Annotated in this window: 14 protein-coding genes; 4 read left to right on the top strand and 10 right to left on the bottom strand. The window is 72.3% G+C overall.

Annotated elements, in window-relative coordinates:
• Positions 1–71: 71 nt before the first annotated feature.
• The 10 genes from ACGFML_RS28110 to rsmH all read right to left on the bottom strand — a co-directional run bounded on the left by ACGFML_RS28110 (position 72) and on the right by rsmH (position 12,728).
• Complete coding sequence (locus tag ACGFML_RS28110; protein WP_393548299.1) at positions 72–884, bottom strand: cell division protein FtsQ/DivIB; 813 nt, start codon at positions 882–884, stop codon at positions 72–74.
• A 23-nt stretch (positions 885–907) separates the two neighbouring features.
• Positions 908–1,999, bottom strand: coding sequence for an undecaprenyldiphospho-muramoylpentapeptide beta-N-acetylglucosaminyltransferase (gene murG, locus ACGFML_RS28115; RefSeq protein WP_393548301.1), 1,092 nt, complete (start codon positions 1,997–1,999; stop codon positions 908–910).
• A gap of 6 nt (positions 2,000–2,005) precedes the next feature.
• Positions 2,006–3,340 carry a putative lipid II flippase FtsW gene (gene ftsW / locus ACGFML_RS28120; protein WP_393548303.1) on the bottom strand — a complete coding sequence of 445 codons (1,335 nt, stop codon included), beginning with the start codon at positions 3,338–3,340 and terminating at the stop codon, positions 2,006–2,008.
• A 56-nt stretch (positions 3,341–3,396) separates the two neighbouring features.
• Complete coding sequence (murD, locus tag ACGFML_RS28125; RefSeq protein WP_393548440.1) at positions 3,397–4,806, bottom strand: UDP-N-acetylmuramoyl-L-alanine--D-glutamate ligase; 1,410 nt, start codon at positions 4,804–4,806, stop codon at positions 3,397–3,399.
• A 29-nt stretch (positions 4,807–4,835) separates the two neighbouring features.
• Positions 4,836–5,900, bottom strand: a complete 1,065-nt coding sequence (mraY, locus tag ACGFML_RS28130; protein ID WP_393548442.1) for a phospho-N-acetylmuramoyl-pentapeptide-transferase — start codon at positions 5,898–5,900, stop codon at positions 4,836–4,838.
• A 5-nt stretch (positions 5,901–5,905) separates the two neighbouring features.
• The gene (murF, locus tag ACGFML_RS28135) at positions 5,906–7,339 is read right to left on the bottom strand and encodes a UDP-N-acetylmuramoyl-tripeptide--D-alanyl-D-alanine ligase (protein WP_393548305.1); all 1,434 of its coding nucleotides are present in this window, start codon (positions 7,337–7,339) and stop codon (positions 5,906–5,908) included.
• Positions 7,340–7,401: 62 nt separating this feature from the next.
• Positions 7,402–9,162: a UDP-N-acetylmuramoyl-L-alanyl-D-glutamate--2,6-diaminopimelate ligase gene (locus tag ACGFML_RS28140; RefSeq protein ID WP_393548307.1), complete on the bottom strand. Its 1,761-nt coding sequence runs from the start codon at positions 9,160–9,162 to the stop codon at positions 7,402–7,404.
• A gap of 17 nt (positions 9,163–9,179) precedes the next feature.
• Positions 9,180–11,177: a peptidoglycan D,D-transpeptidase FtsI family protein gene (locus ACGFML_RS28145; RefSeq protein ID WP_393548309.1), complete on the bottom strand. Its 1,998-nt coding sequence runs from the start codon at positions 11,175–11,177 to the stop codon at positions 9,180–9,182.
• A 7-nt stretch (positions 11,178–11,184) separates the two neighbouring features.
• Complete coding sequence (locus tag ACGFML_RS28150) at positions 11,185–11,763, bottom strand: septum formation initiator family protein (RefSeq protein ID WP_393548311.1); 579 nt, start codon at positions 11,761–11,763, stop codon at positions 11,185–11,187.
• A complete protein-coding gene (gene rsmH, locus ACGFML_RS28155; RefSeq protein WP_393548313.1) occupies positions 11,760–12,728 on the bottom strand; it encodes a 16S rRNA (cytosine(1402)-N(4))-methyltransferase RsmH in 969 nt (322 codons plus the stop codon). The genes ACGFML_RS28150 and rsmH overlap by 4 nt, the downstream gene beginning before the upstream one ends.
• A 495-nt stretch (positions 12,729–13,223) precedes the next feature.
• Between rsmH and ACGFML_RS28160 the strand changes: the two genes are divergently transcribed.
• The 4 genes from ACGFML_RS28160 to ACGFML_RS28175 all read left to right on the top strand — a co-directional run bounded on the left by ACGFML_RS28160 (position 13,224) and on the right by ACGFML_RS28175 (position 18,739).
• Positions 13,224–13,784 carry a beta-class carbonic anhydrase gene (locus ACGFML_RS28160; protein WP_393548315.1) on the top strand — a complete coding sequence of 187 codons (561 nt, stop codon included), beginning with the start codon at positions 13,224–13,226 and terminating at the stop codon, positions 13,782–13,784.
• A 116-nt stretch (positions 13,785–13,900) separates the two neighbouring features.
• The gene (locus tag ACGFML_RS28165; protein WP_393548317.1) at positions 13,901–14,923 is read left to right on the top strand and encodes an AAA family ATPase; all 1,023 of its coding nucleotides are present in this window, start codon (positions 13,901–13,903) and stop codon (positions 14,921–14,923) included.
• Positions 14,923–16,284, top strand: coding sequence for a DUF58 domain-containing protein (locus tag ACGFML_RS28170; protein ID WP_393548319.1), 1,362 nt, complete (start codon positions 14,923–14,925; stop codon positions 16,282–16,284). The genes ACGFML_RS28165 and ACGFML_RS28170 overlap by 1 nt, the downstream gene beginning before the upstream one ends.
• Positions 16,285–16,321: 37 nt before the next feature.
• Complete coding sequence (locus ACGFML_RS28175) at positions 16,322–18,739, top strand: transglutaminaseTgpA domain-containing protein (RefSeq protein WP_393548321.1); 2,418 nt, start codon at positions 16,322–16,324, stop codon at positions 18,737–18,739.
• The last annotated feature ends 10 nt before the right edge of the window (positions 18,740–18,749 follow it).

Below are 18,749 nucleotides of genomic sequence, written 5' to 3' on the forward strand. Positions count from 1 at the left end.
GTTTTTCTTTTCACCCTATGTGATCACCCATAGTCGTAGCCATCCAGGGTGCTGGCCTGCGCCTACGAGCGTCAACTCCCCGACGCTGCGGGGGCGCTGGGCACCGCGACGTCGAAGTGGTGCGCACCACGCGCGGCTTTCAGCAGGGCGACGAGCACCTTGGCCTTCTCGGCGCCCTGTTCGCGGCTGCCCCATACGACAGTACGACCGCCCGTCAGTTTCAGGGTCACGGAGTCGTAGGACGCGACGCGGACCCTGCGGACATCCTTGTGGACCGCCTCGGGAAGTCGGCCGACGACGTCCGTCGCGGCGCGACGCAACCGGTCGATTCCGAAGCGATGAAGACTTGGGGAGTCGGAAACGGCCATTTCCAGAAGCGGAACACCCTTGGGAAGGGTACGCACAGTGGCGAAACGGACGCCCTCATCGTCCACTTCGCTGTACTTTCCGCCCGAACGCATCGCAAGTTCCGGCGTTCTTTCGACCACTTTGAGAACGATGGTGTGCGGCCACGATCGCACCACCTCAACGGCCTTGATGCGCGGCAGCGCGGCGCGGAGCCGTCCGGCCATCTCGTCGGTGTCCACCGAAACCAGCGGCGCGTCCACCGGGGCGCGGGCCGCGGCCACCACCTCGTCCGGCGTCAGAACCCGGGTACCGGCGGCCTTCACCTGCCGGACCCGGAACCAGTCCGAGCCGTAGAGGGCCCAGGCCCCGAAGCCGCCGAACAGCACCACGAGGACCAGGACGAGGGCCAGCCGCCGGCGCGGAGTGCGCACGGGGGTGTGCAGCCACCGCGGCCACCGCACCTGCGTCCGAGGACCGGAGGGCGGGCCGGACGGCCGCTTCTTGACGCCGCGCTGGGCGGTTCTGGGTCCGGCCACGCTCCCCTGCCTCTGCTCGTTCGCTACTTCTGCTGCTGGGCGATCGCCTCGTACACCATGCCGACCAGCAGTTCGTCGGCGTCCCGGCGGCCGAACTCGGAGGCTGCGCGGGACATCTCGTACAGCCGGTGCGGATCGGCCAGGACCGGGAGGACGCTGGACTGCACCCACTCCGGGGTCAGCTGGGCGTCGTCGATCAACAGGCCCCCGCCGGCGTTGACCAGCGGCTGGGCGTTCAGCCGCTGTTCGCCGTTGCCGATGGGCAGCGGGACGAAGGCGGCCGGGAGCCCGACGGCGGAGAGTTCGGCGACGGTCATCGCGCCCGCGCGGCAGAGCATCATGTCGGCCGCGGCATACGCGAGATCCATCCGGTCCACGTACGGTACCGGGACATACGGCGGCATCCCCGGCATGTTGTCCACGTGCGGCAGTTCGTTCTTCGGGCCGACCGCGTGCAGGACCTGGATGCCGGCGCGCTGCAGCGCCGGCACGGCCGCCTGGATGACCTCGTTCAGCCGTCGGGCCCCCTGGGAACCGCCGGACACCAGGAGGGTGGGGAGGTTCGGGTCGAGCCCGAAGGCGGCCCGGGCCTCGGGGCGGACCGCCGCGCGGTCCAGCGTCGCAATCGTGCGGCGCAGCGGGATGCCGACGTAGCGGGCGCCGCGCAGCTTGCTGTCCGGGGTGCTGACGGCGACGAACTTGGCGTACCGCGAGCCGATCTTGTTGGCGAGACCGGGCCGGGCGTTGGCCTCGTGGACGATGATCGGCACACCGAGCCGCTTGGCGGCCAGATATCCGGGCAGGGCGACATAGCCGCCGAAGCCGACCACGCAGTCCGCCTTGGTGCGCTCCAGGATCTGCTCGGCGGCCTTGATCGTGCCGCGCAGCCGCCCGGGGACGGTGATCAGTTCGGGGGTGGGCTTGCGCGGCAGCGGTACGGCCGGGATCAGGCCGAGCTCATAGCCGCGCTCCGGGACGAGCCGTGTCTCCAGCCCCTTTTCCGTGCCGAGTGCCGTGATCCCCACGGTCGGGTCCTGCCTGCGCAGGGCGTCCGCGAGGGCGAGCGCGGGCTCGATGTGGCCGGCGGTCCCCCCACCGGCGAGTACGACATGCACCGAAATTCACCGCTCTCCGGACGGCCGCTTCTTGACGCGCCGTCTCATCGTTTTCCATCTCACCCCAGCCGGTTTTCTACCGAAAACCGGCTTCCGCGTAGCCAACGCGGCCAATGCCGCCCGCGCAGCGGGCTCCTCACGCGCGAAGGCGATCAGCAGCCCGATGGCGAACATCGTCGGCAGCAGGGCGGAGCCTCCGTAGGAGAACAGCGGGAGCGGGACACCGGCGATCGGCAACAGGCCGAGCACCGCACCGATATTGATCATGGCCTGGGCCATGACCCAGGTGGTCACGCCTCCCGCGGCGTACCTGACGAAGGCATCCTCCGTGCGTCCGGCCACGCGGATACCCGCATAGCCTAGAGCCGCGAAGAGGGCGAGCACCGACAGCGTCCCCGCCAGTCCCAGTTCCTCCCCGGTGATGGCGAAGATGAAGTCGGTGTGCGGTTCAGGGAGTTCACCCCATTTTTCCATACTCGCGCCGAGGCCGGAGCCGAAGAATCCGCCGGAGGCGAGGGCGTAGATACCGTGCACGGCCTGCCAGCACTTGTCGCCGGGGCCCGGGTCGGTGGCGAGGGTACAGCCCAGCCGCGACATCCGGTTGGCGCTGGTCGCGATCAGCAGCGCCCCGATCGCCGCGGCGGCGCCGAGCACCCCCGCGAACAGCCTGGTGGGGGCGCCGGCCAGCCACAGCAGGCCGAAGAGGACCGCCGTGAGAATGATCGCGGTTCCCATGTCGCCGCCGAGCATGATCAGCCCCAGCAGCAGGAACGCGACCGGAACCAGTGGCACCAGCAGGTGCTTCCACTGCACCAGGAGCTTCTTCTCCTGCTTGCGGGCCAGCAGATCGGCGCCCCACAGGACCAGGGCGAGCTTGCCGAACTCGCTCGGTTGCATCTGGAAGGGGCCGCCGAGGTTGAGCCAGTTCTGGTTTCCGTTGACCGCGACCCCTATGCCCGGCACCTGCACCAGGCACATCAGGAACACCGAGCCCGCGAGCAGCGGATAGGCCGCCTTGCGGTGCAGTGCGACCCGCATCCTGGACGCGGCCAGCAGCAGCACGCCGCCCAGCACGGCCGCGAGCAGCTGCTTGCGGAAGAAGAAGGACGGGGCGAGGCCGGACTGCAGGGCCTTGATCTGGGAGGCCGAGTAGACCATCACCAGGCCGAGGACCATGATCAGCAGACTGCCGCCGAGGATGAGGTAGTAGGCGGTCAGCGGCCGGTCCCAGGCCCGCCTGACCCGGGTGTAGAGGCGCCGGGGGCCCCCGCGCGGCGAGCGCACCGGGGGCGTACGGCGGGCGGGACGCGCGGGCGCCGTCCTGGCCGGTCGGGCCGTCATCCTCGTCCCCTCCACAGGTGCGCGCGCCGCGGGTCGCCGACGGCAGCGGGGACCGGCTAGTTTTCCGGTGCGGTCAGCTCACGGACCGCGTCGGCGAAGGCGTCGCCCCGCTTGTTGTAGTTGACGAACATGTCCATCGAGGCACAGGCCGGGGCCAGGAGAACGGTGTCGCCGGGCCTGCCCAGCCGGGTGGCTTCCGCCACGGCCTCGGACATCGCCCCAGTGTCGGTCCGGTCGAGGTCGACGACCGGGACATCGGGGGCGTGTCGCGTCAGGGCCTCGCGGATCAGCGCGCGGTCGGCGCCGATGAGGACCACGCCGCGCAGCCGCTCCGCCGACCTCTGCACCAGCTCGTCGAAGGTCGCGCCCTTGGCGAGCCCGCCGGCGATCCACACGATGTGCTCGTACGCCGCCAACGACGCCTCGGCGGCGTGGGTGTTGGTGGCCTTGGAGTCGTCGATGTAGGCGATGCCGCCGACGTCCGCGATGTGCTGGATGCGGTGCGGCTCGGGGTGGAAGGCCCGCAGTCCGTCGCGTACGGCGGCCGGCCGCACCCCGAAGGCGCGGGCCAGGGCCGCCGCCGCCAGGGCGTTGGCGATGTTGTGCGGCGCGGGGGACGCGAGGTCGGAGACCTCGGCGAGCTCCTGGGCCTGCTGCTGACGGTTCTCGACGAAGGCGCGGTCGACGAGGATGCCCTCGACCACACCGACCTGGGACGGGCCGGGCGTGCCGAGGGTGAAGCCGATGGCGCGGCAGCCCTCCTCGACGTCGGCGGCGCGGACCAGTTCCTCGGTCGCCGGGTCGGCCGCGTTGTAGACGCAGGCGACCGTGTTGCCCTCGTAGATCCGGCCCTTGTCGGCCGCGTAGGCCGCCATCGAGCCGTGCCAGTCGAGGTGGTCCGGTGCGAGGTTGAGGACGGCCGCGGAGTGGGCGCGTACGGAGGGCGCCCAGTGCAGCTGGTAGCTGGAGAGCTCGACGGCGAGGACGTCGTACGACTCGCCGTCCTGCTGCCCCGCGCCGAGCACGACGTCGACGAGCGGGACACCGATGTTGCCGACGGCGGCGGTCCGCAGCCCCTCCGCCTCCAGGATCGAGGCCAGCATCCGGACGGTGGTGGTCTTGCCGTTGGTGCCGGTGACCGCCAGCCAGGGCGCGGAACCGGGCCCCCGCAGCCGCCAGGCCAGCTCCACATCGCCCCACACCTCGATGCCCGCCTTCTCGGCGGCGAGGAAGAGGGGGCTGGTGGGCTTCCAGCCCGGGGTGGTGACGACCAGCTCGGTGCCCTCGGGGAGGGTGTCGCCGTCGCCGAGGCGGACGGTGACTCCCAGGGGCTCCAGCTCGGCCGCCTGCCCGCGCTCGCGCTCACCGTCGCTGCTGTTGACGACGGTGACGCGGGCGCCGAGGCCGGCCAGGGCGCGGGCGGCGGGAACGCCGCTCACACCGAGGCCGGCCACGGTGATGTGCATACCGGCGAAGTCCTGCGGTCCGTACGCGGTCACTTCGCCGCCTGCCAACCGCCGTAGAAGATGCCGAGTCCGACGATGACGCACATGCCCTGGATGATCCAGAATCTGACCACCACCAGGACTTCCGACCAGCCCTTCAGTTCGAAGTGGTGCTGTAGTGGCGCCATCCGGAAGACCCGCTTGCCGGTCAGGCGGAAGGATCCGACCTGGATCACCACGGACATGGTGATGAGCACGAACAGGCCGCCGAGGATCGCCAGCAGCAGCTCCGTGCGGGAGCAGATCGCCAGGCCCGCGAGCGCGCCGCCCAGGGCCAGCGAGCCGGTGTCACCCATGAAGATCTTGGCGGGCGAGGTGTTCCACCACAGGAAGCCGAAGCAGGCGCCCATCAGTGCGGAGGCGACGACCGCGAGGTCGAGCGGATCGCGTACCTCGTAACAGCCTGGTCCGGCGGTGATCTGGTTGGCGCACGACTCCTGGTGCTGCCAGATGCCGATGAAGGTGTACGCGCCGAAGACCATCACCGAGGCGCCGGTGGCCAGGCCGTCGAGGCCGTCGGTGAGGTTCACGCCGTTGGACATCGCCAGGATCATGAACAGCGCCCAGATCACGAAGATCACCGGGCCGACCTGCCAACCGAAGTCCTGGGTGAAGGACAGCCGGTCGGAGGCCGGTGTCTGTCCCCGCAGGTCCGCGAACTGCAGCGAGAGCACCGCGAAGGCGATACCGACGATCAGCTGGCCGGCCATCTTCGCCTTGGCCCGCAGGCCCAGCGAACGCTGCTTGACGATCTTGATGTAGTCGTCCAGGAAGCCGACCAGGCCCATACCCGCCATCAGGAACAGCACCAGCACACCGGAGAAGGTGGGGTCGCTGCTCGTGATCACCTTGGTCAGGGCGTAGGCGATGATCGTCGCGAGGATGAAGGCGATGCCACCCATGGTGGGCGTACCGCGCTTGCTGTGGTGGTCGCGCGGGCCGTCATCGCGGATGAACTGCCCGTACCCCTTCTTGGCCAGCAGCTTGATCAGCACCGGGGTGCCGATCAGGGTCAGGAAGAGCCCGATCATTCCGGAGAAGAGGATCTGCTTCATCGAGTTCATCGGGACGCGGCTCCGCCCTCAGCGCCGATGACGCTCTCGCTGTCCAGCAGTGCTGCGGCGACCCGCTCCAGCCCCACCGACCTGGACGCCTTCACCAGCACCACGTCTCCCGGTTGCAGCTCGCTGCGCAACAGGTCGACCGCCGCCCGCGCGTCGGACACGTGCACCGACTCCTCACCCCACGAACCCTCGTTCTTGGCGCCCATGTCGAGCCAGGCCGCTTCCCTGCCGCCGACCGTCACGAGCTTGCTGACGTTGAGCCGGACGACCAGGCGTCCGACCGCGTCGTGTTCGGCGAGCGAGTCCTCGCCGAGCTCGGCCATCTCACCGAGCACCGCCCACGTACGACCGCCCTTCGCCTTGGCGGCGGTGCCCATCGCGACCAGCGCTCGCAGCGCCGCTCGCATGGACTCGGGGTTCGCGTTGTAGGCGTCGTTGACGACCGTCACGCCATCCGCGCGCTCGGTGACCTCCATCCGCCAGCGGGAGAGCGTGCCGGCTTCGGAGAGCGCGATGGCGATCTCGTCCACGGGCATGCCCAACTCATGGGCGACGGCGGCCGCGGCGAGCGCGTTCGACACGTGGTGCTCACCGTACAGCCGCATGGTCACATCACTGCACCCGGAGGGTGTGTGAAGCGTGAAAGCGGGCTGACCGAGATCGGTGAGCCGGACATTCTCGGCACGGATATCGGCATTTCGGGCCTCGCCGAACAGGACCGTGCGGGCCTTCGTACGGGCCGCCATGGCAGCGACGTACGGATCGTCCGCATTGAGCACCGCGACACCGTGCTCGGGCAGGGCCTCGACGAGTTCGCCCTTCGCCAGGGCGATCCGGTCGCGGCCCCCGAACTCGCCGATGTGCGCGGTGCCGACGTTGAGCACCACACCGATCTCCGGCGGGGTCAGCCCGGTCAGGTAGCGGATGTGGCCGACGCCGCGAGCGCCCATCTCCAGCACGAGATGGCGCGTTGAGGCATCGGCGCGCAGCGCGGTGAGCGGCAGCCCGATCTCGTTGTTGAGGTTGCCTTCCGGCCACACGGTCGGCCCGTGCCGCTGCAGCAGTTGGGCGATCAGGTCCTTGGTACTGGTCTTGCCGGCCGAGCCGGTCAGGGCCACGACCTTGGTCCCGAGCCGCCCGACGACCGCGCGGGCGAGCGCGCCGAGGGCGGCGACCACGTTGTCGACGACGACGGCGGGCACGCCGACGGGATGGGCGGCCAGTACGGCCACCGCGCCCGCCTCGACGGCGCCCGCGGCGAAGTCGTGGCCGTCGGCGCGTTCACCGGCGAAGGCGACGAACAGGCTGCCGGGGCGTACCTGGCGGGAATCCATCACGACGGGCCCGGTGACAACGGCGCCGGCGTCCGGTATGTCGTGCATCTGTCCGCCGACGATGCCCGCGATCTCGGCGAGGGACAGGGAGATCACAGGTCACCCCCGGTCGGGGGCAGATGGAGCCAGTAAGAGGGTTGTGCGCGCATGGCGGTGTGTCATCCCTGGTGGTTCGGCTGCTGTGACTGCTGTGTCTTCAGCGATTCCTCGATGGCCTCGCGGAGCACCTGACGGTCGTCGAAGGGGCGTACCACTCCGGCGATGTCCTGGCCCTGCTCGTGGCCCTTGCCCGCGACGATGACGGTGTCGCCGGGCTCGGCGCGGGCGACGGCCGCGGCGATGGCGGCGGCCCGCTCCTCCTCGACGAGCACCGTGCCGCGTTCGTGGATCGGTACCTCCGCGGCGCCCTGGAGCATGGTGGCGAGGATCGCGAGCGGGTCCTCGCCACGGGGGTTGTCGGAGGTCAGTACGGCGGTGTCGGCGAGGCGGGCGACCGCGGAACCCATCGGAACGCGCTTGTGCGGGTCGCGGTCGCCGCCGCAACCGAGGACGGCATGCAGCTTGCCCTCGGTGACCTTGCGCAGCGCGCGAAGAACCGATTCGACGGCGTCCGTCTTGTGGGCGTAGTCGACGACCGCCAGATACGGCTGGCCAGCGTCGACGCGCTCCAGGCGGCCGGGGACACCCGGGACCGCGGCGACGCCGTCGGCGGCGGTCTGCGGGTCGATCCCGGCGACGACGAGCGAGGTGATCGCGGCGAGCGCGTTGGCGACGTTGAACGGGCCGGCGATCGGAGAGGCGGCGCGCACCCTCTCGCCCCGGGGGCCGTGCACGGTGAAGGTCGACCCGAGCGTGCCGACCTCGACGTCGGACGCCCGCCAGTCCGCGTCCGGGTGGCCTTCCGCGGAGAAGGTGGTGACCGGGACCTCGGACTCGCCGTCGGCCAGCCGCTTGCCGTACTCGTCGTCGAGGTTGACGACGCCGGCGCGGCTGCGGGCCTTGGTGAACAGCCGGGCCTTGGCCTGGAAGTAGTCCTCCATGCCGGAGTGGAACTCCATGTGCTCCGGGCTGAGGTTGTTGAAGATCGCGACGTCGAAGACGCAGCCGTCGACCCGGCCGAGGACCAGCGCGTGGCTGGAAACCTCCATCGCGACCGCCCGCACGCCGCGCTCGCGCATCACCGCGAACAGCGCCTGGAGGTCGGTGGCCTCGGGCGTGGTGCGCTCGGACTTGAGGCGCTCGTCGCCGATCCGGGTCTCCACCGTGCCGATCAGGCCCGTCAGTCCACCCGCCGGCCGCCCGCCACCGGCCTGGGCCGGCTGCGCGGCGGCGGCGCGCAGGCCGCCCTCGATGAGGTACGCGGTGGTGGTCTTGCCGGAGGTACCGGTGATGCCGATCTGGAGGAGGTCCTCGCCGGGGACGCCGTAGATCGAGACGGCCAGGGCGCCCATGCGTGCGCGCGGGTTCTCGACGGCCAGCACCGGCAGGCCGGTCGCGGCGGCGCGGTCGGCGCCCGTCGGGTCGGTCAGGATCGCGGCGGCGCCCAGGTCGGCGGCCTGGGCGACGAAGTCGGCGCCGTGCAGGCGGGCACCGGGCAGCGCGGCGTAGACGTCACCGGGGCGAACCGCCCGGGAGTCATGGGTGATGCCGGTGACCTGGACATCGCTCGCGCCGGCCGGAGCCGGGATGCCCAGCTGCTCGGCGAGTTCCGCCAGGGGGGTGGGGCGGACCTGCTCGGGACGGGGCGCACCCGGATATCCGCCGGGGCCGCCCTCCTCCGGGCTCGGGGGTTTGGGGGACTGATCAGCTTGTGACACGGCGGTGAGCGTACCGGGCTGAACGTGCCCGGGGCGAAGTGAGGGCCGCGCACAGGAGCCGTTTGCGGGGTCGGGGGTACCGTCGGTGGTGATGGTCGTCACGGCCGTGTTGCCTCGATTCATTCGCCTGGCTTGAAGGTGACCGGCAGCCGCGGGGACGGCGTGCCGGTCGGCGGAACCTGCAGGGTTTTCAGCGCGAACTCCATGACCTGCCGGTAGATCGGGCCGCAGATCTGGCCGCCGAAGTAGCTGCCCTTGGTGGGGTTCTGGATGGCGCAGTAGACCGTGATGCGGGGCTTGTCGGCGGGCGCGAAACCGGCGAAGGAGGCGGTGTAGCCGCGGTAGCGGCCGGTTTCCGGGTCCACCCGGTTGGACGTGCCGGTCTTGCCGCCGACCCGGTATCCGTCGATCTTCGCCTTGGCGCCGGTGCCCTCCTGGTCGTCGACCACCGATTCGAGCATGGTGGCCAGGGTCGTGGCGGTCTTCTTGCTGACCACTCGGTTCCGGTCGGGCTTGGGGGCGGGCGTGTACCGGCCGTCCGGGCCGGTGCTGCCGCGGACGAGTGAGGGGGCGATGCGCTCGCCGCCGTTGGCGATCGTGGAGTAGACCGAGGCCGCCTGGACGGCGTTGAGGGACAGCCCCTGACCGAACGGGATCGTGTACTGCTGCGAGGTGTTCCAGTCCTGCGGCTCGGCCAGGATGCCGTCCGTCTCCCCGGGGAAGCCGAGCCCGGTCGGTCGGCCGATGCCGAATTTCCGCAGGTAGGAGTAGAGGACCTGGTTGGCCTGCGGCTGCGTCCTGCCGAGCTGGCCGGCCGCCAGGATGGTGCCGATGTTGCTGGACTTGGCGAGCACGCCGTTGAGGGTCAGATGCCAGGTCTTGTGGTCGACGTCGTCCGCGAACAGCCGGTCGCCGCGGTGCAGCCGGTTGGGCACCGTGACCCGGGTGGCCGGGGTGGCGGCGCCCTCCTCGAGGATGGCTGCCATCGACATCAGTTTGCTGGTGGAGCCCGGCTCGTACGCGTCGGTCAGTGCGGCGTTGCCCAGCGCGCCGGGTTCGGCCCGGGAGATGTCGTTGGGGTCGAAGCCGGGCGAGTTGGCCAGCGCCAGGATCTCGCCGCTGCGGGTGTCCTGGACGACGACGTAGCCGCGGTCGGCGCCGGACTTCGCGACCTGCTCGGAGATGGCCTGCTGGGCCGCCCATTGGATGTCCCGGTCCAGGGTCAGCTGGACGTCGCTGCCGGGGACGGCGGGGTGCTCCTGGGCGCCGGCGGTGGGCACCCGGCGGCCGCCGGACTGGGCGTAGACCAGTTTGCCCTCCTTGCCCGCCAGGCCCTTGTCGAGCTGTGCCTCTATGCCGCCGCGGCCCTTGCCCTCGCCGTTGACGAAGCCGAGGACCCCGGACGCCAGGTCCTTGTTCGGATAGATCCGCTTGCTGTGCCGGTCGGCGAAGATCCCGACCAGGACGTCGGGGCGGGGCGTGTGCGCGGGTGCGGCGGCCGCCCGGGCGTCGAGGGTCCTGCGCAGGTCCTTGATCCGCTTCCAGACCTGCGGGGTCTGCTGCCGGGCGAGCAGGACGTAGCGGGTCTGCCGCTTGGCGAGCTTCCCGACGAGCGTGCCGCGGTCCTCGTGCAGGATCGGCGCGAGCAGCGCGGCGGCCCGCTGCGGAGCGTCGTCGATCTTGGTCTTGTCGGGTGCCAGCAGGCTGGGGTCGGCGGTGATGTCGTACGCGTCCACGGTGCTGGCCAGGGCCACCCCGCCCCGGTCGGTGATCGCGCCGCGCTCGGCGGCCAGCTTCACCGGCACATAGCGGTTCTCGTTGGCCTTGGCGGCGAAGGCCCCGGAGTCCACGGCCTGCACCTGGAAGAGCCGTACAACGAAGACGAGCAGCACCAGCGTCAGCGCGAGCGAGACCAGGCGCAGCCGGGGCCGGGGGCTGCCCAGGCGCAGCGGGGCGGGGCCGGGGCGGCGGGCGGCGGGACGCGGGGCGCTCCGCCGGTCGGCTGCGGGCTTCCGGGCGGCCGGGCGCCGCGGGCCGCCGCGGTCGGGCCGGGCCGCCGTCGGGCCGCTCCGGGCCGGGCGCGGTACGCGACGGCGGGGGTCCCTGGGCTCGGTCATGCCGCCGTCACCTGCCGGAGGTCGTCGGGGTGGGGGTGGCGGCGCCGGCACGGGGGCCTGGTGCCGGCCGGGCGGGGCCGTGCGGGCCGCTGGGGGCGAACGGGGACAGGGCGCCGGCGATGTCCGGTGCGCCCGCCCGGCCCGGTGTGCCCGGTGCGAGCAGCGGACGGGCGGAGGGGGCGGCGGCCGGGGGTTCGGCGGGCGCGCTGAGCGCCGCCTGCTGCTCCGTCGCCTCGCTCGGCCGGCCCCGGACCGTACCGTCGGGCAGCAGGAACGCCGGGTTGCCGCCGGGCACCATCCCCAGCTTCCGGGCCCGCTTCTCCAGGGCACCCGGCGCCGAGTAGGTGTCCACCTCCTGCTGCAGCGCCTGCTGTTCGTCGGTCAGGTCGTCGGTCTCCTTCTCCAGCTTGCTGAGCTCGAACGACCCTTGGTTGAGGGCCGAGTTGAGCAGCAGCAACGTGATCAGCCCGGAGCCGAGCAGCACCACGATCAGCAGGACGAAGGGCGTGCGCGCGGCGGTGCCGCCGGCGGGAAGGAGCGCACCGAGGCGCCCCGCCCGCCCGCGCGGCCGCCCCTGGCCTTTCATGCGGTGTTCTCGACGTTCTCGCGGATGCGCTCGGCGCCGCGCAGCCGGGCGGGGGCCGCGCGCCGGTTCTCGGCCACCTCCTCCTCCGTGGGGAGCTCGGCGCCGCGGGTCAGCAGCTTCAGTCGGGGCTGGTAGCGCTCGGGGACGACCGGCAGGCCGGGCGGCGCGGTGTTGGCCGCACCGGCCGCGAAGACCTGCTTGACCAGTCGGTCCTCCAGCGACTGGTACGAGAGCACGGCGATCCGGCCGCCGACGGCCAGCGCCTCGACGGCGGCCGGAACGGCGCGCTCCACGCTGGCCAGTTCACCGTTGACCTCGATGCGCAGCGCCTGGAACGTGCGCTTGGCGGGGTTGCCGCCGGTGCGCTTGGCGGCCTGCGGCAGCGCGTCCCGGATCAGCTCGACCAGCCGCGCGCTGTTGCTGAACGGTTCCTTGGCCCGCTCCCGCACGATCGCTCCGACGATCCGCTTGGCCTGCTTCTCCTCGCCGTAGGCGCGCAGGATCCGGACGAGTTCGCCGGGCGCGTAGGTGTTGAGGACGTCCGCGGCGCTGATGCCCGTCGTCTGGTCCATCCGCATGTCCAGCGGGGCGTCCTGGGCGTAGGCGAAGCCCCGGTCGGCCTCGTCCAGCTGCATGGAGGAGACGCCGAGGTCGAACAGCACACCCTGCACGTGCGGGATCCCGAGCCGGTCGAGGACCTCGGGCAGCTCGTCGTAGACGGCGTGCACCAGGGTGGCGCGCTCGCCGTACGGGGCCAGCCGCTGCCCGGCGAGCTCGAGGGCTGCCGGGTCGCGATCGAGGGCGACGAGCCGGGCTTCGGGGAAGGCGGACAGCAGCGCCTCGCTGTGCCCACCGAGGCCGAGGGTGCAGTCGACGACGACCGCTCCCGGTGCGGACAGCGCGGGGGCGAGCATGTCCAGACACCTCTGGAGCATGACAGGTACGTGCCGGGTGTTGCCGCTCATGCGCCGGCCTCGCTGCCCTCGGACCGCCGGCATGCGCGAAGCGCGCACCTCTTCGTGATTGGCTCGCTGCGCTGGCTCATGTGCCTTCCGATGGGGTGGGCGGCAGGTGGGTCCCCGGCCGTTGGCTGGGGGATGCCGTACGTACCGCTTGGTCCCCGCCCGCTCTGAAGGGGAATTGACCCTCCGGCGACGGGGAAGTGGCGTCGGAAGGCCGGTGGAGCGGGAGGAGGCCGAGCCGTACGTGCGGCGTCGCGCACGCGAGGGATTCGGGATCCAAGGAGAGCGTCACGCCTCCCACTTCGCGCCACTTTAGTCGACCGGCTGTCGCGGTCAATCAACCGGTTCCGCGCGTCCCGCGACGGCTTTCGCACCGGCCTCTCACTCGAACGGCTGAGGCGCGAGGCGTGCTGTGGGGTAGCTCACAATGGGTGATCTCGCACCGTATGCCCCGTCTCACGCGGGGCCGGATCGGCCGTTGACTATTAACGTGAAGACATGGCCATACCTGCGTCGCAGCCGCTGCCCCCGCCCGCCGACAGCGCCGGCGGCCCCACCCGTGAAGCCGTCACCGACCGTCTCGTCGAGGCGAACCGGCACTACGCCGACGCCTTCACCGACCCCGGGATGGACGCCCGACCCGTCCTCAAGGTCGCCGTCGTCTCCTGTATGGACGCCCGGATCGACCTGCATGCCGCGCTGGGCCTGGAGCTCGGCGACTGCCACACCATCCGCAACGCGGGCGGCGTGGTGACCGACGACATCATCCGCTCCCTGACGATCAGCCAGCGGGCGCTCGGCACCCGCTCGGTCGTCCTGATCCACCACACCGGCTGCGGCCTGCTGAGCCTGACCGAGGACTTCCGCCACGAGCTGGAGGCCGAGGTCGGACAGCGGCCCACCTGGGCGGTCGAGGCGTTCAAGGACCTCGACGACGACGTCCGGCAGTCCATGCAGCGGGTACGCACCTCGCCCTTCCTGCCGCACACCGACGACGTCCGCGGATTTGTCTTCGACGTGACAACGGGCCTGCTGCGGGAGATCGATCCCCTGCCCTGATCCCGGACGGTCCGGACATATCGACCCCGAGTTGTCCACAGGCCATGACGCGAAGCCACGCGGACAGCAAGAATGCGTGGGTGAACAGTGCTTGGGGAAGGGCCGGGGAGGGCCGAGTGACGACGTACGACGAACGAACGGGCCTTGGCGAGCTGACCACCACGGTGGAGCGGGTGCACCGGTCGGTGGAGAGCGTGATCGAAGGCAAGCCGGACGTCGTACGGCTCGCGCTGACGGTGCTGCTGGCCGAGGGGCATCTGCTCATCGAGGATGTGCCGGGCGTGGGCAAGACCATGCTCGCGAAGGCGCTGGCCCGTTCCATCGACTGCTCGGTGCGGCGCATCCAGTTCACGCCCGATCTGCTGCCCTCCGACATCACCGGGGTCAGCATCTTCGACCAGCAGCGCCGGGACTTCGAGTTCAAACCCGGCGCGATCTTCGCCCAGATCGTGATCGGCGACGAGATCAACCGCGCCTCGCCCAAGACCCAGTCGGCGCTCCTGGAGTCCATGGAGGAGCGCCAGGTCACCATGGACGGGCAGACCCATGAACTGCCCAGCCCGTTCATGGTCGTCGCGACACAGAACCCGGTGGAGATGGAGGGCACGTACCCGCTCCCCGAGGCGCAGCGGGACCGCTTCATGGCGCGGGTGTCGATCGGCTACCCCAGCCCGGCGGCCGAGCTGCAGATGCTGGACGTGCACGGCGGCGCCTCCCCGCTGGACGACCTCCAGCCGGTGGCGCACGCCCACGAGATCGTGAAGCTGATCGACGCGGTGCGCTCGGTCCACGTCGCCGAGGCCGTCCGCAGATACGCGGTCGACCTCGTCGCGGCCACCCGCGGCCATGCCGAGCTGCGGCTGGGGGCCTCGCCCCGCGCCACGCTCCATCTGGTGCGGGCGGCGAAGGCCGCGGCGGCGCTGGCCGGCCGGGAGTACACCCTGCCGGACGATGTCCAGTCGCTGGCGCCGGCGGTGCTCGCGCACCGGCTGCTGCCCACCGCACAGGCCCAGTTGAACCGCCGTACGGCCGAGCAGATCGTGTTGGAGATCCTGCGCCGCACCCCGGTGCCCGAACCGTCCGCGCCGCGGTGGCGGCAGGACCGCGGCCAGCAGCCGCCCGGAGCACGGGGGTTGTGATGTCCGGCGGGGGGAGCGGCGGGACGTCGGAGCGGGCCGGGCTGCGGGCGGCGTTCGGAGGGCTGACCACGCGCGGCAGATCGTTCCTGGCTGCCGGGATGGCCGCCGCGGCCTGCTCGTTCCTCCTCGGGCAGGCGGATCTGCTGCGGGTCGGGCTGCTGCTGGCGGCGCTGCCGCTGGTGTGCGTGCTGATGCTGCACCGCACCCGCTACCGCGTCGCGGGCAGCCGCATGCTCTCCCCCGCCCGGGTGTCCGCCGGCGCCGAGTCCCGGGTCCGGCTCCGGATCGAGAACATCTCCCGGCTGCCCACCGGCGTGCTGATGCTGCAGGACCGGGTGCCCTACGTCCTCGGGCCGCGGCCCCGTTTCGTACTGGACCGGGTGGAGGCCGGCGGCCGCCGGGAGGTGTCCTACCGCGTCCGTTCCGACCTGCGCGGACGGTATCCGCTGGGCCCGCTGCAACTGCGCCTGTCCGACCCCTTCGGGATGTGCGAGCTGACCCGCTCGTTCAGTACCGCCGACACTCTGACGGTCGTCCCGCGCGTCGAGCCGCTGCCGCCGGTGCGGCCGGCCGGCGCCACACCCGGGTACGGCGAGGGCCGGCAGCGCTCACCCGCCCTGTCCGGCGAGGACGACGTCATCCCGCGCGGCTACCGCCACGGCGACGATCTGCGCCGGGTGCACTGGCGGTCCACCGCACGCTACGGCGAACTGATGGTGCGCCGGGAGGAACAACCGCAGAAGGCACGCTGCACGGTGCTGCTCGACACCCGTGCGGCCGCCCATGAGGGGGCCGGGCCCGACTCGGCCTTCGAATGGGCCGTCACGGCCGCCGCCTCGACCGCCGTCCACCTGCTGGAGCGCGGGTTCTCGGTGCGACTGCTGACCGACACCGGCACCTCGGTGCCCGGTCCGGACGGCACCGGCGGGACCGGCTCCGGCGACGCCGCCGGCCTGCTGCTGGACACCCTCGCCGTGCTGGAGCACTCCGAGGAGGCCGGGCTCTCGGCCGCGTACGACGCGCTGCGCGGCGGCGGTGAAGGGCTGCTGATCGCCTTCTTCGGCGATCTGGACGAGGAGCAGGCGGCGGTCGCCGGGCGCCTACGGCAGCGGTGCGACACCGCGATCGCCTTCGTCCTGGACGGCGACTCCTGGCTGCCGGGGCCGGGCGGGCTCGGCTTCTCCTCGGGCGGGGCGCCGGTGGACGAGCGGGTGCTGATGCTGCGCAAGGCGGGCTGGACGGCGTTGCCGGTGACGCCCGACGTCCCGCTCGCCGAGCTGTGGCGGTGCGCCGCCGGGCACGGCGGCGCACCGGACCGGACCGTGCCGACCGGCGCCGCGCACGCGGGAGGCGCCGTATGAACGGCACGACGGATCGTGGGGAAAGCGGGGCGTGGGCATGAGCGGCCGGGCGCGGCTGGCGCTGTGTGCGGCGGTGGCGACCTCGTGCGCGGCCTGCGCACTGCTGCCGCTGGTGGAACGGGTCGGCTGGCTGGTCCAGGCCGTGATCCTGCTGGCACTCGTCAGCGGTGTGGGCGCGCTGACCCGGCGGGTGCCGCTCGCCGGACCGCTGACCGTCACCGCGCAGGCGCTGGCCGCGGTGCTGCTGCTGACCGTGCTCTTCGTGCCCGACCGGGCCGTCCTCGGGGTGCTGCCCGGCCCGGACGCCGTTGCGGAGTTCGGCCGCCTGGTGCACGAAGGCGTCAGAGACGTCGGCCGGTACGCCATCCCCGCGCCCGTCACCCCCGGTATCCGTCTGCTGCTGGTGGCCGGTGTGCTGCTGATCGGCCTGATCGTGGACGCACTGGCGGTCACGTACCGCAGCGCCGCGCCCGCCGGGCTCCCGCTGCTCGCGCTGTACTCGGTGGCGGCCGGGCTGACCCAGGGCGGCGCGGGCTGGCTGTGGTTCCTGGTGGCGGCGGCCGGCTATCTGCTGCTCCTGCTGACCGAGGGGCGCGACCGGCTCTCCCAGTGGGGCCGGGTCTTCGGCGCGGCGGGTGCGGCCGGGCCGGAGAGCGCCGCCGGACCGGGCACGACCGTGCCGTCCCCGGTCCGTACGGGCCGCCGGATCGGGGCGCTTGCGCTCGGTATCGCGCTGGCGGTGCCCGCCGTGCTGCCCTCGCTCGGTGGCGGGCTGATCGGCCCGTCCGGCACGGGGGACGACGCCGGTGGCGGCGGCACGATCTCCGCGGTGAACCCGCTGGTCTCGCTGCAGAACAGCCTCAACCAGCCCGCGGACAAAGAGGTCCTCAACTACCGCACCACCGCACCCGACGCCCGCGAGATGTATCTGCGGATCGTGGCCCTGGACCAGTTCGACGGCACGGCCTGGAAACCCTCCGAGCGCACGGTCATGGACGTCCCCGACCGGCTGCCGGGCCCGCCCGGTCTCTCCTCCAAGGTGTCCGCCACCAGGATCAACACCTCCGTCTCGACGGCGGCGTGGTACGCCCAGAACTGGCTGCCGCTCCCCTACCCGGCATCGAAGGTGGACATCAACGGGCGCTGGCGCTTCGAACCGACGGGCCGCACCCTGGTCGGCGACCGCGGGCAGACCACCCGCGGTGTGCAGTACCAGGTCGAGAGCCTCCAGGTGCGGCCGACCGCGAAGCAGCTGGCCGCGGCCCCGGCACCGCCCGCCCGGCTGGCGCGCGAGTACACCAAGGTGCCCCGCTCGCTGCCCCCGGTGGTCCGCAGGACCGCGCTCAAGGTCACCCGGGGTGCCCGCACCCGCTACGACAAGGCCGTCCGGCTCCAGGACTGGTTCTCGCTCAACGGTGGCTTCACGTACAGCACCCAGGTCAGCGCCGGCAGCGGCAGTGAGGCCATCGCGCGGTTCCTGAGGCAGAAGGAGGGCTTCTGCGTCCACTTCTCCTTCTCGATGGCCGCGATGGCACGCACCCTGGGGATCCCTGCCCGGGTCGCGGTCGGCTTCACCCCGGGCACCCCGCAGTCCGACGGCACGACGTCCGTCAGCCTCAAGGACGCGCACGCCTGGCCCGAGCTGTACTTCCAGGGCATCGGCTGGACCCGCTTCGAGCCGACCCCCAGCCGCGGCAGCGTGCCCGACTACGCCTTCCCCGACGACGGCTCGGTCAGCATCGACCCCGGTGGCTCCGGGCCGGAGCCCTCCGCGTCCGCCCCCGCACCGCACGCCCCGTCCGCGGCGCCGTCCTGCGCTCCCGGTGAGCAGCGGCAGGGGCAGGGCTCCCGGGCGGAGTGCACGACGCCGCCCGCGCCGGCCGACGGACCTCCCTCGGCCGGCGGACCGCCCCCCTGGGCGGTCCTCGCCATCGGGGTCGCCGCGCTGCTCGTCCTGCTGCTGCCGGCCCTCCCCCTGCTGTGGCGCCTGCGGATCCGGTCCCGGCGGCTGGCCTGCGGCGACGGCCCGGCGGGCACCCTCGCGGCCTGGCAGGAGCTGCTGGACACCGGCTGGGACTTCGGCATCCTGCCGGACGCATCGCTGACCCCGCGCAGGGCGGCCGAGCGGATCGTGCGGGTCGGCGAGGTGGCGCCGGAGGCCGCCGACGCTGCCCGCCGGCTGGCGGCGACGGTCGAGGAGGCGCTGTACGCCCCGCAGCCGAGCCCGGCGGCCGGGCTCGCCACGGATGTCCACCGGGTGCGCGTCGGACTGTACGCGGCGGCGAACCGTGGTCTGCGGCTGCGCGCCCGTCTTGCCCCGCGCTCCGCGGTCCGGCTGCTGTGGGCCGGAGCGGCCCGCTGGTCGGGCTTCGTCGACCGCCGGTCGGCCGGCCGGGCGGCCACCACGGTCCGGCGGGCGGCCGCGGCACTGCGACCGGGGCGGCAGCGGGCGTAGGGCCGCACAG

The sequence above is a fragment of the Streptomyces sp. NPDC048650 genome (assembly GCF_043199095.1).
Taxonomy (GTDB): domain Bacteria; phylum Actinomycetota; class Actinomycetes; order Streptomycetales; family Streptomycetaceae; genus Streptomyces.

Bases quoted from the DNA above. Each gene is read 5' to 3' on its own strand.
- ACGFML_RS28160 (WP_393548315.1), top strand. From the start codon at position 13,224: ATGGCCATACCTGCGTCGCAGCCGCTGCCCCCGCCCGCCGACAGCGCC.
- ACGFML_RS28170 (WP_393548319.1), top strand. From the start codon at position 14,923: ATGTCCGGCGGGGGGAGCGGCGGGACGTCGGAGCGGGCCGGGCTGCGG.
- ACGFML_RS28145 (WP_393548309.1), bottom strand. From the start codon at position 11,177: ATGACCGAGCCCAGGGACCCCCGCCGTCGCGTACCGCGCCCGGCCCGG.
- murD (WP_393548440.1), bottom strand. From the start codon at position 4,806: ATGCACATCACCGTGGCCGGCCTCGGTGTGAGCGGCGTTCCCGCCGCC.
- rsmH (WP_393548313.1), bottom strand. From the start codon at position 12,728: ATGAGCGGCAACACCCGGCACGTACCTGTCATGCTCCAGAGGTGTCTG.
- ACGFML_RS28150 (WP_393548311.1), bottom strand. From the start codon at position 11,763: ATGAAAGGCCAGGGGCGGCCGCGCGGGCGGGCGGGGCGCCTCGGTGCG.
- mraY (WP_393548442.1), bottom strand. From the start codon at position 5,900: ATGAAGCAGATCCTCTTCTCCGGAATGATCGGGCTCTTCCTGACCCTG.
- ftsW (WP_393548303.1), bottom strand. From the start codon at position 3,340: ATGACGGCCCGACCGGCCAGGACGGCGCCCGCGCGTCCCGCCCGCCGT.
- ACGFML_RS28175 (WP_393548321.1), top strand. From the start codon at position 16,322: ATGAGCGGCCGGGCGCGGCTGGCGCTGTGTGCGGCGGTGGCGACCTCG.